Origin of the sequence: Litchfieldia sinesaloumensis, assembly GCF_900156865.1 — a bacterium.
GTDB classification, from domain to species: domain Bacteria; phylum Bacillota; class Bacilli; order Bacillales; family Bacillaceae_L; genus Ferdinandcohnia; species Ferdinandcohnia sinesaloumensis.
The window spans coordinates 4045067-4058140 of record NZ_LT732529.1 but is presented as its reverse complement, the minus strand read 5'-3'; the positions used below and the strand labels follow the sequence as shown (position 1 = coordinate 4058140).

Below are 13074 nucleotides of genomic sequence, written 5' to 3'. Positions count from 1 at the left end.
GGAAAAGCAATTAAATCAGCTTTTCCGTAGATATGTTCCTTCACTACTACCATAATACATAAAGTAACTGGTGAATGCGATTTCATAAAATCTCATCACTGAAATTTTTTCAACTTTTTACGTAATGTTTTTTTCCATTGTTGTAGATATCTCTTTAAACCCAAGATCCTCGTAGATTTTTTTTGCAGCATTGCCTGAAAAGATATTAAGCTGTACTTTTTGATAGCCATCTCTCTTCAAATAAGTAAATGCCTCATTACAAAGTTTTTTTGCGATTCCGCGATGTCTATATTTAGGTAATACGTATACTTCAGGTAAAACACCTACCATCTCATCTGTGTTTATATCCATTATACTGCCGACTCCTATCCACCCAGCAATCTTCTTATCTTCTATATAGACTAGATAATAGCCGCCATTTGATAGCAATGGTGAAATCAACTCCAAAGCTTTTCGTTTCCTCGGCTTAACGTGACCCATCGTTGCCTCTTTAAGTACTTCCAGTGAATGCCTTAGGATTTTTTGTGTCTCATCGTTCGTTGCTTTCCGAATCGTCACTTTTTCCCCTCCTTTGTAGGTACACCAATATTTAAGTAACTATTCTTAAAATTAGAGAATTATTCCTTTAGTTAAGAATTCAATATAAAAAAGCGTTAATCCATTATTTGAGGATTAACGCTACGATTTATTTTTTTTCGTTTTCAGCTTCCCATTTTGCGACTTCTTCTCTAACACGAGGGGCTACTTCTTTCCCTAATAGCTCGATGGAACGCATAACATCTTCATGTGGCATTGTACCAACCGGACAATGAAGCATGAAACGTGTGACACCTACATTCTTACGTAGGTCGATGATTTTATTTGCTACATATTCTGAGTCACCTACATATAAGGCACCTTCAACGCTACGAGCAAAATCAAAGGTCTCGCGAGTATATGGGCCCCAGCCACGCTCTTGTCCTAATTTACTCATTGCCTGCTGTGTGGAAGGGAAGAATTTATCCGCTGCTTCTGCCGTGGTTTCACCTACAAACCCGTGAGAGTGAGAAGCTACAGCTAATTTCGAAATATCGTGCCCCGCATGAGCAACCGCTCTTTTATATAATTCAACCAAAGGTGCAAATTGTGCGGGTCTTCCACCAATGATAGCTAGTACTAGTGGCAATCCTAATAAACCAGCTCGAACCACTGATTCTTGGTTCCCTCCACTACCTATCCAAATCGGTAGCGGATCTTGAACTGGTCTTGGGTAGATACCACGATTATTGATAGAAGGTCGATGCTTTCCTTGCCACGTTACTTTCTCTGACTTTTGAATATGAAGTAAGAGATCTAATTTTTCTTCAAAAAGCTCATCATAGTCTTTTAAATCATAACCAAAGAGTGGGAATGACTCGATAAAAGAACCTCTTCCCGCCATGATTTCAGCACGGCCATTTGAAATTGCATCAAGGGTTGCAAAATCTTGGAACACACGAACTGGGTCAGCAGAGGAAAGCACAGTAACTGCACTTGTTAATCTAATTCTCTTTGTTTGTGATGCAGCCGCCGCTAGCACCACAGCTGGTGCTGATGCCGCGTAATCTTCACGGTGGTGTTCCCCGACACCAAATACATCTAATCCAACTTGGTCAGCTAAAACAATTTCTTCGACAACATTGCGTATTCGCTCAGCATGACTGATGACCTCACCTGTGCGCGGGTCTGGCGTTGTTTCAACAAAAGTACTTATTCCTATTTCCAAAGTATGTACCCCCTAATAGTCTGGATGGATAGTTCCTATTTTCAACCTACATCTATTATTTATTAATACTGAAACAGAATCAAATTTTAGGAACTGCCGGCTAAAAACCGAGCAAGACTGCATCTAAATCCACAACTCTAACATAAACTCTGCTAAAATTGAATAATATGGAACAATTGTAAAACTTTTTACTTTTATTCACGTATAATATGATATATAAAATCTCTTTTTACTAGAAACGGATACCATTCTAAAAGGAGTGTTGAAAATGCAATTAGTTCCTGATAAATTTCGTGAACTACGCTTACATTTCAGATTTAATGTATTTGATACTGAATCTCTACGTACTTTTTTTGTAACCTTCAGATTAAAATGCTACTTTTTACTACTACTTTCTCCTTTTGGATTAGGAGCATCAGCTTACTTAGCGCAAGTATCCGTTGGGGTTGGTTCTATTGGGGTCTCTATCGGATTATTCGTACTTAGTCTATTACTTCTACTACCCTGGACCCTAGTTCCTATCGCATTATTATTTACGACTTTCCAGGCACAGACTTGGCAACGTAAGCTATCTTGGGTTTATATTGGTTTACTAATAACCGCCTACATCTATTGGATTATCATCTTATAGAAGGACATAGAATAAGAGTCATCCGATTTTGTCGGGACAGTGGACCTGTCCCTGTGTCCCGAACAACAGGCTAGCCCGAATTGGGCTGGCCCTGCTTTTTATGTTGTTGTTTTCGATGATCTTAATATTTTCCGCCCTTATCCAAACGCATTACCTTATTACATAGTTATGACACATTATTTTCCGTTTTTATCCAAACACATTGCCTTATCACATAGTTATGACACACCATTTTCCACCTTTATCCAAACGCATTGCCTTAACACATGGTTATGGCACATCATTTTCCACATTTATCCGAATGCGTTGCCTTATCACATAGTTATGGCATCAATTTCCCACCCACAACCAAATGTGCTAAGATGTGTAAATCTATTACCATCTAAATTATGCTAAAAAAAATAGTGCTTACCCGCTAAGGTAAACACTAACATTCGCTCTATTTTCCTATAGTTTAACAGTCCAGCCAAACGGATCTTCTTCTGTACCGTTTTGTATACTTGTAATGGTATCGTATAGTTTTTTCGATAAAGCGCCTGTTTCACAATTATTAATGGTTAATTTTTCATTATTGTAGAAAAGCTCTCCAACTGGTGAAATAACAGCAGCCGTTCCAGTACCAAAAACCTCTTCAAGAACACCGTCGTTATAAGCTTGTTGAATTTCATGAATAGAAATTCTTCTTTCAGTAACAGGAATGTTCCAATACTTTAATAGCTCGATAATCGACTTACGTGTGATTCCGTCTAGGATACTACCATTTAATTCTGGAGTAATCACTTCACCATTGATTTTGAAGAAGATATTCATGCTTCCTACCTCTTCAATGTACTTTCTCTCTCTACCATCAAGCCACAATACTTGTGAGTATCCATTTTCACTAGCGATTTCTGATGCAAGTAAACTTGCTGCGTAGTTACCAGCCGTTTTTGCGTCACCTGTTCCACCTGATACCGCACGAACATATTTATTTTCCACAGCAATTTTTACAGGATTAATCCCCTCTTTATAGTAAGAACCCACTGGGGATAATATAATCATAAATTTATAGTTATTAGCCGGATCAACGCCAAGATGTGCCTCCGTAGCTATCATAAATGGGCGGATATATAAAGAAGTTCCCGGTAGATTTGGAACCCATTCTCTATCAATCTCGATTAGCTTCTTCAAGGCATGGAGAGCAAACTCTTCATCAAACTGTGGCATAACCAGACGCTGGTTGGATTTATTGAATCTCTTCATATTTTGATCTGGTCTGAACAATAGTATCTCTTCATCATTCGTACGATAGGCTTTTAGCCCTTCAAATACCGATTGACCATAATGAAAAACAGTGGCCGCAGGGTCCAATAGAATTGGTTGGTACGGAACAATTCGTGCATCATGCCAACCCTTTCCTTCTGTATAATCCCAAATAAACATATGGTCGGTAAAGTTCGTTCCAAACACCAATTGGTCGAATGGAGGAATTTCCTTCTTCTGAGTGGTAAGCGTGATGTCAAGTGCAAAATCTGTCGTCATGTTAATCCCAGCTTTCGTTTAAATATAAATCCTAGTAAATGCCGTCCTGGCGAATTTTTACGCCCGGATATCGAACAAATTTTAATTCTTAATAACGGAAATCTTATATTATTCTGATAATATTATCAACTATTTTATCACAATATTTCTAAAAAAAGTGTATTTAACCTTGGTAATCTGAATTATTTTTTTAAAAGGAAGAAAGGCGCCTATATGAACGCCCTATTTTTTCGTTTTAGTTGAATAATACCCTTTTACCATTTCACCCATTACCCAGTTCGTTCGCGCTCCAGATTCTCCGTTACTTGGACAAACACTGTCCTGACCTGTTAATTCAGCAACAATCGTCTCTACTAAAGGTTGGTGTACGTGTTGAGGGCGAGTAAAACTCCATTCTTCTGTTCCAGTCTCTGTTGTTAATTTAATTGGTTCATTTCCAAATGTTGAGAATGTAATCTTTCCGTTACTACCGACGATTTCATTTATATCTTCATTTTTGAATGCGGTAAAACACCAGTTACCTACACCATGAATGCCAGATTCAAATCGATAAGTACCCGTTACAATATCTTCCGCCTCATAAATACCACTGTGATTAGAAGCAAAACCTTGTACTTCTTTAATAGGGCCTATTAAGAAGTCCAAAATATCTAGCGTGTGACTAGCTAAATCAAAAAACAGTCCACCGCCTGCAGTTTCTGGTTTAACCCTCCATGATAGATTGTTTGGATCTTCAGTCGCCTTGCGGTATTGTGTTGTAGAAACAAATCGAACATCCCCAATCGCCTCATTCTCGAGCAACTCTTTAACTTTTAGAAACCTCTCCTGTGCCCGTCGATAATAAGCAACATACAAAGGTACACCTGCCTTCTTGCACGCTTCAATCATCGCTTTACATTCCTCATAATTACGTGCCATTGGCTTTTCAACATAGACTGGTTTTCCAGCTTCTGCGGCTTTTAGTGTATAATCTTTGTGAGGCCCTGGCGGTGTCGCAATATAGATAGCATCCACATCAGGATCTTGAATAAGCTCATCTGCATTGTCATACCATTTAGGCACATTATGCCTTTTGGCATAGTCTTTTGCTAATTCACCAGATCTTCGCATCACTGCAACCAATTCGGAATTTGTGATTTTCTGAAATGCTGGACCACTCTTTACCTCTGTTACATTTCCACAACCAATAATACCCCAGCGAACTTTATCATATGTCATCTGTAAACTCCCCCTGTACCAATTATGTAGATAGATTATACCTTAAATAGTTCTGCAATAACAAAAGGCCATTCTACATAAAGTCTATGTGAAATGGCCTTTCGCTCTAATTTATTAATTAATAGTAAATTTCCGAGTCAGTTTCGATAAAGACTTGGACAGATTATGAAGTCTTTTTCCTACACCGTTTGTGCTTTCCATTTGCTCGATTTGATTTTCACTATATGCTAACATTTCTTCGGCACTTGCTAATGTCTCCTGAGACACTGAAGAGAATTGTGTTACAGATTGCTGTAAATCTGGAACAATACCTTCTAACCCCGTAAGTTCACTTTGCATACGTTCAATATTCTTACTTACCTCAAATATTCCACTCATTAACTCGTTAATGGATACCTTTGACTCATTCGCCAATTGAAGATTGGATTTAATATCAATCAACATTTGTTCAAATTCAGTTGAAGCCAACAATGTAATAGATTCCATATTTGTAATTGCGTTTGTAATTTCATCAGTCGCTTTCGTTGACTGCTCTGCAAGCTTTTGTACCTCTTGGGCAACGACCGCAAACCCTTTTCCAGCGTCCCCAGCACGTGCGGCTTCAATGGTAGCATTTAAAGCTAATAGTTTCGTTTGTTTCGCAATTTCCGTTACTAATTCAACAAGTGAAGTAATTTCAACTGAATAATCTTTTACTTCTTTAATTGTTTTTGTTAGACGAGCGAAATCACTCTCGAACGATTCTATTGTTGAAATCATTTGACCTATATTCTTCTCACCTCGTACCGCTGAGAGATTCATATTTTTTGAGCTTGCAATCACCGTTTTCATATTGAGTGTAATATCCTCTATCCGGTTGGACATTGTTCTAAAGCCTAAAGCACTTTCCTCCGAACTAGTTGCTGTATGTTCTGCGCCTAGTCTTACCGTATCAATAGCTGAAATTAATTGATGACTGGACTCTAGGGCTTCCTGCGATGAAACCGTCAATTCATCACCGGTTTTTTCCAATTCTTTCGTTGACGTTAGTAATTCATTTATCATATTCCTCATTTGATCTATCATTGCATTATAACTCTTATGTAATGAAGTAATTTCAGGGATAGTTGTTCGAATATCAACAGAGTGCTGAAGATTACCATCTCTTACTTCTTTCATCGTTTTACTTAATGCACTTAATGGCTTCACTATAGTCCGAACAAATAGGACAATCACAATCGTCATAACGATAATGCTAATTGCAATCACGAGTAATGTAAAATAGGCCAATTGGTCAACTGGACCTGTATACGACTTCGTGGGTATGAGAATTCCATAAATTCCATCTATTTCTTCTATGGTATGGAATGATACTGTAAAATCCTCTCCGTTGATTCGCTCATGAATTACACCGTTTTTCTGATTAAGTAATGTCTCCACAGTCTGTTTTGGTAAAGATGGAATAGCATCTTTACTCACCTTGAATGGAACTATTTTTTGATTTTGAATATAGAAAAACTCCGCCTCTATTCCATCTGCCTCAAGCTTATTCTGTTGTATACGGACATTTCCATTTAGCTGTTGCATAAAATAGTCGTCTGAACTGACGTAAACGAATTTTAATCCTTCTGCAATGTAACCCATTAATTCTGCTTCACTGACTAACCTTTGTTCAATCGTTTCAATTGTTATTTCTTTTGCTTTTATGTACGAAATGGTTCCTACTGTCACAACAGATATGACTAACAATGAAACAAACAGGATAAATAGTCGGGCACTTAAATTTAATTTCTTGAAAAACCTATCAAAAAATCTATTCCTACCACTATTCTCTTTATCTATACTTTTACCCAACTTTTTTCTCACGAACACAAACCCCCATCCAAGACTTTTAACCTATATAACGAAAATTATAAACAAGCAATGTAAATTCCCTATTAAGATTATGTAAAGGGATTATGTAGTGTGGCCTCAATCCCCCGTTTTTAAATGCAGATATGTAACTCATTAAGTCACGTTCTTCACTTTTATCTGAATAATTTGATATTATTAATCTATATTATAGGAGGGATTCTAATGGTTTTAGATTTGGAGAATGTGACACTTAAGCGTGATGATGTACAAATTCTGCAGAATATTAATTGGCAGATAGAACAAGGAGAGCATTGGGTGCTCTATGGGCTTAATGGGTCTGGAAAAACTGCATTACTAGACATAATCAATGCCTATAATTTCCCTACGAGTGGTAAAGCTACTGTTTTAGGGCTCACATTTGGAAAAGTGTATTTAGGAGAGGAGCTTCGGAAGAGAATCGGCTTCGTTTCTGCCTCATTACAGGGGAAAATCTATCAGACAGACAACGCATTTGAAGTTGTACTGAGCGGCGCATTTGCATCAATCGGCTTATACCAAACCCCTACTGATGAAATGAGAGAAAAGGCAAGTGGACTTCTTGAAGAACTCGGTTGTATCGGTTATGCGAACAGAGAATACGGCACTCTTTCTCAAGGAGAAAGACAACGAGTATTGATTGCACGAGCATTAATGGCAGATCCGTCTATTCTCATTCTAGATGAACCCACTAATGGGCTAGATTTTATTGCAAGAGAACAATTACTAGATTCTATTGAAAAACTCGCTAACAAAGCAAACTCACCCACCATTATTTATGTAACTCATCATATTGAAGAGATTCTTCCGGTCTTTAGTAAAACCATGCTCCTAAAAAGCGGTGAAGTATATGCTTCGGGACAAACGAACCAGATTATTACTAGTGAGATTCTAACGAACTATTTTAATATCCCTGTTCATGTTCGTTGGGAAAACGATCGTCCTTATCTAGTAAAGAACAAGTAAACATTAGCCAGCCCTCTAAAAAAAGAGCTGGCTTTCTTCTAAGCCTCAGATAGTAGTTTTTGAACCATTCGATAATGGTGAAAATCTTGCATTGAAAAATCGAAGTGTTGGTGGCTCGTAGTCCATTCTCAAACCCCCAATTTCGTCCCTCTTCTCATATAGGGCTATCACTGAATCAGCAACAACATCCATATGATTATTCGTGTATACTCTCCTTGGTATCGTTAAGCGAACAAGCTCGAGCTTTGGTTTGTTATGTTCTCCGGTTATATTATTTCTTCCTGCTGAAACAATTCCTCTCTCCATTGCCCTAACTCCTGAATCGAGATAAAGAGCAGCAGCCAGTGCTTGTGCAGGAAATTCCTCTTGTTGTAAGTGAGATAAAAATTGTCTAGCGTCTAGATATACAGCGTGACCGCCAATCGGCTGAACAACCGGAACACCCGCTTCGATTAACTGATCACCTAGGTATCTGACCTGCTGAATTCGGTGATGAATATAATGGTCATCGACCGATTCATAGATACCCTGTGCCATCGCTTCCATATCACGACCAGCCATGCCACCATATGACGGCATCCCTTCATATACGACCACCAATTCACGTGACTTTGCGTAAAGCTCCTCATCATTCATTGCAAGGAAGCCACCAATATTCACTAAGCAGTCCTTTTTACCACTCATCGTACAGCCATCTGAATACGATAACATCTCTTTTAAAATGTCCTTAATTCGATGGTTTTCGTAGCCAGATTCTCTTTCTTTTATAAAATACGCATTCTCTACACAACGTGTGGCATCAAGCATTACGTCAATCCCATGGCTTCTACAAAGGGTATAAATCTCCCTCATGTTCTCCATACTAACCGGCTGACCACCAGCCATGTTAACCGTCACTGCCACACAAACATAAGGTATTCGTTCAGCCCCTACATCATTAATAAGAGCCTGTAATTTGGATAAGTCTACATTCCCTTTAAAAGGATGTGCTATCGTTGAATCATGCGCTTCATCAATTATGATGTCGACAAACCTTGCCCCATTCATTTCCTGATGTGCACGCGTTGTTGTAAAATACATATTCCCAGGTACCACATCACCATGTTTTATTTTTAATTGTGATAATATATTTTCTGCACCACGTCCTTGGTGGGTTGGCAACACAAACTTGTATCCATATATCTCCCTGACTGCCTGCTCTAGTTTTTTCCAGCTTCTACTCCCTGCATAGGCTTCATCGCCAACCATTAATGCTCCCCATTGGCGGTCACTCATTGCACTTGTTCCACTGTCTGTCAATAGATCGATATACACGTCCTCTGAGTCAATGAGAAATGTGTTGTACCCTGCTCGCTTCAAAGCTTCTTTTCTTTCCTCATAGGTCAGCATTGCTAATGGTTCTACCGCCTTAATTTTATATGGTTCTGCCGTTCTCCTCTTCATCCGAACCCCTCCATCTTTTAGAAAATTCACTCTATATCTAATGTAAAATAAGTTCGGCTTTTTTCTCAAGAATTCCCATTACATGATAAACGCATTAAATCATTAAAAAATGCCCTACCAACATCAGTGGAAAAGGCAATTTTTAATAGTATTTGGATATAATTTTTAAAAAATCTGTTTCATTTTACACTAATTAATTCAATCAAACGTTTGTTTAGCGTTCTATCTCAATGCCAATAGGCAATTCAAATTTCATTCAAGCGTTTGTTTGAATTGGAAATTTGCTCTGAAATCGTTGCTGTTATATATCGAGGAACGATAATTTTAGTATTCGCATCTACTTTTTCTTATACGCAAGTTTACGAATAACCTCCTCATGTTGAGGATATTCCTGCAGTAATTCTTCCTGAGTAAATAATTCAAAGTCCTCAAATTCAAAACCTGGAGAGACCATACAGCCAACAAGAGAAAAAGTATTTTTATCCTTAACTGATGATCCAAAAATGGAGTGTTTTGGTACGAGAATTTGTGGGACCTCTCCTTGATCAAGTTGCAGACCAAGATTCACCTCTTTATAGTCTCCTTTTTCATCGATAATATGGACTGTTAAAGAACTGCCACCATGGTAATACCAGAGTTCATCAGATTGTAATCTATGTAGATGGGAAACATCTTGAGATCTCAGCAGAAAATAGATACTCGTGTAGAGTCTTCTCTCCTTGTCTTGTTCCGTATGGGTCACCATATCTGATATAAAAGTTTGCTTATAAAAGCCACCTTCGGGGTGTGGTTCAAGTCCAAGATTTGATATGTAGTATTGTGCATTTTTTTGGTTCAATTTTAAAACTCCTCACATTAAAACATTATTACTAGTCTAACCTATTTCAATGAGAACCTGTACTTAAAAATCCCCCTAGGACATATAGGGATTGTTTGGATTTTCTGTGCTAGATTGGGGACATAACCCCTCTTCACACATCGATGAAAAGGAGTTGCATGGTTTTTCTTGACCCTTCCTCGATTTACCAAATAAGACGGAATACATACAAACCATAGGAATGCAAAAACTACGGAGGAATGAATCTGAAAGGAGACATGAATATGGGACGCGGAAAAAACTTTAACCACAAAGAAAAAGGCCATCCTGGCAATTTCCCAAAGAACAGCACTAGTGAAGAAAAAGATCACAGTCGTCAATTCGAACAAATGGAAGGGATTGTCTCACATGAAGCTTTTAAAAATAGAGTAAAAGAAGATGAAATGCCTTAAATTAGTAAACAACCGATAAAGCCCCCATGATTGAATCTATGGGGCTTTTTTAAATAATGGATTGAAGTAAGGAGGAATTAAATGAAAGAAGCAAATCAAAAACACACCCGCAACCTTGTGCAGGAGCCCTTTCACGACTATACCCTTATTAAAGATGTATGGAGAGAGTCATGGGGCGTTACCAATGATGTAGGAAAATTAACCAAGGTTGTGATGCATCGGCCTGGAAAAGAAGTACTAAACCTAAAACAGAATCCAAAGGATATTGAATCTGGTCCATTATTGGTAAAATATATCAAGGGTACACAACCAGAAGACCTTGAAAAAAACCAAAAAGTAGATCTAATTGTTTTACAAGATCAACACGACAAGCTAGTTAAAGCATTAGAGCACGAAGGCATAGAGGTTATTTATCTTGAGGGAAATCAGGAAGACCTTCCAGAAAGGACCTTCACTAGAGATTTAGGAATGGTTATACCAAGTGGCGTCATTCTATCCAGACTAGCTATTTATATTCGATATGGTGAAACACGTCTAGCCTCACAAACGTTTGCTAAAGTAGGAATACCCATTTTAGGATGCATTCAAGGTAATGGATTTGTTGAAGGTGGAAGTTTTACGATGCTAAATGAACATACGGCCATTATCGGTCGTTCTGAACGTGTAAGTCCTAGTGGGATTGAGCAATTGCAGTACATACTCTCACTACAAAATATTGAACTTATAACCGTAGACTTGCCATCAACTATCATTCATCTTGATGAAGCATTTCTCCTTATTGACCGTGATAAAGCACTAATAAATAAAGCTCTACTTCCATATTGGTTTATAGATGAACTTCATAAAAGAAAAATTGAATTATTCCATGTTCACCCAGAAGATCCCCCCTTGACCATAAATGTCTTACCGGTTTCACCTGGAAGACTTATTTTCCCCTCCTCTGGAGTGAAAACGATGGAATTACTTAAAGCAAACGGAATTGAAATTATTCCTGTTGATATCTCTGAATTCTATAAATTAGGTGGCGGCATTCACTGTCTAACACTTCCACTGACTCGTGAGCCAGTCTAGCCATAAGTAAGGCAAAAAAGGATCAGCTATTGATCCTTTTTTAGAAACTTTAGCTTAAAACCTTCACAATTCGTTCAATTGCCCAGTCCAATTCCTCTTTTGTTACGATTAAGGGTGGAGCAAATCGAATCACAGTCTCATGTGTTTCTTTACATAGCAGTCCCTCTTGCTTTAATGCCTCACAATAAGGTCTAGCTGCCTCTGTTAACTCTACACCAATAAACAAACCACGACCACGAACCTCTTTAATAATTGGATTCTTAATCTCTTTTAATCGATTTAAAAAGTAGTCCCCGAGTTCCAGAGAACGTTGTGCCAAATCTTCATCGATTAACACCTGTAAAGACGCAATCGATACAGCACAAGCCATTGGATTACCACCGAAAGTAGAACCATGTGAACCAGGATTAAATACACCTAACACATTCTTGTTGGCTACGACACAAGAAATCGGGAACACCCCACCGCCTAATGCTTTTCCTAAAATATACATATCAGGCTCTACTTCTTCCCAATCACACGCTAACATCTTACCAGATCTGCAAAGACCCGCTTGGATTTCATCCGCAATAAACAGGACATTGTTTTGCTTACATGTCTCAAAAGCTTGTTTCAGATAGCCTTTTGGTGGAATGATAATTCCTGCCTCACCTTGAATGGGTTCAAAAAGAAAAGCTGCTGTATGTTCAGTTATTGCATTTCTTAGTGCAGCAATGTCACCATACGGTACCAGCTTAATTCCAGGCAACATTGGACCAAAACCACGCTTATATTCGTCTTCAGAAGATAAAGAAACTGCAGTCATCGTACGACCATGAAAGTTTCCTACACACGCGATGATTTCTGCTTGGTTTTCTTTTACGCCCTTTACATCGTAAGCCCACCTACGTGCTGCCTTAATTGCTGTTTCTACAGCCTCGGCTCCTGTGTTCATTGGTAGAGCCATCTCTTTATTGGTAATTTTGCATATTAATTCATACCAAGGCCCAAGCTGATCATTGTGAAAAGCACGTGAAGTTAATGTTACCCGATCCGCTTGGTCTTTTAAGGCTTGAATAATCTTCGGATGGCGGTGACCCTGATTAACCGCTGAATATGCACTCAACATGTCCATGTATTTATTACCCTCGGGATCCTCCACCCATGCACCTTCAGCCTTTGAAATCACAATCGGTAGCGGATGATAATTATTTGCACCAAACTTTTCCGTCTGCTGAATTATTGTTGTCGAACTGGTTTTAGCCTGATTCATTTAAACAACCTCCAAATCCTATTTAAACCTTTTATAAGAATTGCTTCTTTATTACTATATTATGCAAGAATCATGCCAAGCTTCTTGAAA

12 protein-coding genes are annotated in these 13074 nt (G+C 38.3%); 4 read left to right on the top strand and 8 right to left on the bottom strand.

The window, feature by feature from the left end; all coding sequences use genetic code 11:
* Positions 1-117: 117 nt before the first annotated feature.
* Positions 118-558 carry a GNAT family N-acetyltransferase gene (locus CZ490_RS19895; protein ID WP_077620483.1) on the bottom strand — a complete coding sequence of 147 codons (441 nt, stop codon included), beginning with the start codon at positions 556-558 and terminating at the stop codon, positions 118-120.
* 127 nt (positions 559-685) lie between these two features.
* On the bottom strand, positions 686-1744 hold the full coding sequence (locus CZ490_RS19890; protein WP_077620482.1) for an LLM class flavin-dependent oxidoreductase: 1059 nt from the start codon (positions 1742-1744) through the stop codon (positions 686-688).
* Between the two features lie 268 nt (positions 1745-2012).
* On the opposite strand from CZ490_RS19890, the gene CZ490_RS19885 reads away from it, so the two are divergent.
* Positions 2013-2375 (top strand): hypothetical protein, encoded by a 363-nt coding sequence (locus CZ490_RS19885; protein WP_077620481.1) that lies wholly within the window; start codon positions 2013-2015, stop codon positions 2373-2375.
* 447 nt (positions 2376-2822) lie between these two features.
* On the opposite strand, the gene CZ490_RS19880 is transcribed toward CZ490_RS19885, so the two are convergent.
* The 3 genes from CZ490_RS19880 to CZ490_RS19870 all read right to left on the bottom strand — a co-directional run bounded on the left by CZ490_RS19880 (position 2823) and on the right by CZ490_RS19870 (position 6959).
* Positions 2823-3896 carry a branched-chain amino acid aminotransferase gene (locus tag CZ490_RS19880; protein ID WP_077620480.1) on the bottom strand — a complete coding sequence of 358 codons (1074 nt, stop codon included), beginning with the start codon at positions 3894-3896 and terminating at the stop codon, positions 2823-2825.
* Between the two features lie 222 nt (positions 3897-4118).
* Positions 4119-5114 carry a Gfo/Idh/MocA family protein gene (locus tag CZ490_RS19875; protein ID WP_077620479.1) on the bottom strand — a complete coding sequence of 332 codons (996 nt, stop codon included), beginning with the start codon at positions 5112-5114 and terminating at the stop codon, positions 4119-4121.
* A gap of 114 nt (positions 5115-5228) precedes the next feature.
* Complete coding sequence (locus tag CZ490_RS19870) at positions 5229-6959, bottom strand: methyl-accepting chemotaxis protein (protein ID WP_077620478.1); 1731 nt, start codon at positions 6957-6959, stop codon at positions 5229-5231.
* Between the two features lie 210 nt (positions 6960-7169).
* On the opposite strand from CZ490_RS19870, the gene CZ490_RS19865 reads away from it, so the two are divergent.
* The gene (locus CZ490_RS19865) at positions 7170-7949 is read left to right on the top strand and encodes an ABC transporter ATP-binding protein (protein ID WP_077620477.1); all 780 of its coding nucleotides are present in this window, start codon (positions 7170-7172) and stop codon (positions 7947-7949) included.
* Positions 7950-7994: 45 nt separating this feature from the next.
* Here the strand turns inward: CZ490_RS19865 and CZ490_RS19860 are convergent, their stop codons facing one another.
* Together CZ490_RS19860 and CZ490_RS19855 are read right to left on the bottom strand one after the other, a co-directional pair.
* Positions 7995-9392 (bottom strand): tyrosine phenol-lyase, encoded by a 1398-nt coding sequence (locus CZ490_RS19860; RefSeq protein WP_077620476.1) that lies wholly within the window; start codon positions 9390-9392, stop codon positions 7995-7997.
* Between the two features lie 337 nt (positions 9393-9729).
* The gene (locus CZ490_RS19855) at positions 9730-10230 is read right to left on the bottom strand and encodes a cupin domain-containing protein (protein WP_077620475.1); all 501 of its coding nucleotides are present in this window, start codon (positions 10228-10230) and stop codon (positions 9730-9732) included.
* Positions 10231-10493: 263 nt separating this feature from the next.
* Between CZ490_RS19855 and CZ490_RS22575 the strand changes: the two genes are divergently transcribed.
* Positions 10494-10661 (top strand): hypothetical protein, encoded by a 168-nt coding sequence (locus CZ490_RS22575; protein WP_200801610.1) that lies wholly within the window; start codon positions 10494-10496, stop codon positions 10659-10661.
* Between the two features lie 81 nt (positions 10662-10742).
* The gene (locus tag CZ490_RS19850; protein WP_077620474.1) at positions 10743-11732 is read left to right on the top strand and encodes a dimethylarginine dimethylaminohydrolase family protein; all 990 of its coding nucleotides are present in this window, start codon (positions 10743-10745) and stop codon (positions 11730-11732) included.
* Between the two features lie 49 nt (positions 11733-11781).
* Here CZ490_RS19850 and CZ490_RS19845 read toward each other — a convergent pair whose 3' ends face one another.
* Positions 11782-12984 (bottom strand): ornithine--oxo-acid transaminase, encoded by a 1203-nt coding sequence (locus CZ490_RS19845; RefSeq protein ID WP_077620473.1) that lies wholly within the window; start codon positions 12982-12984, stop codon positions 11782-11784.
* Positions 12985-13074 lie beyond the last annotated feature (90 nt).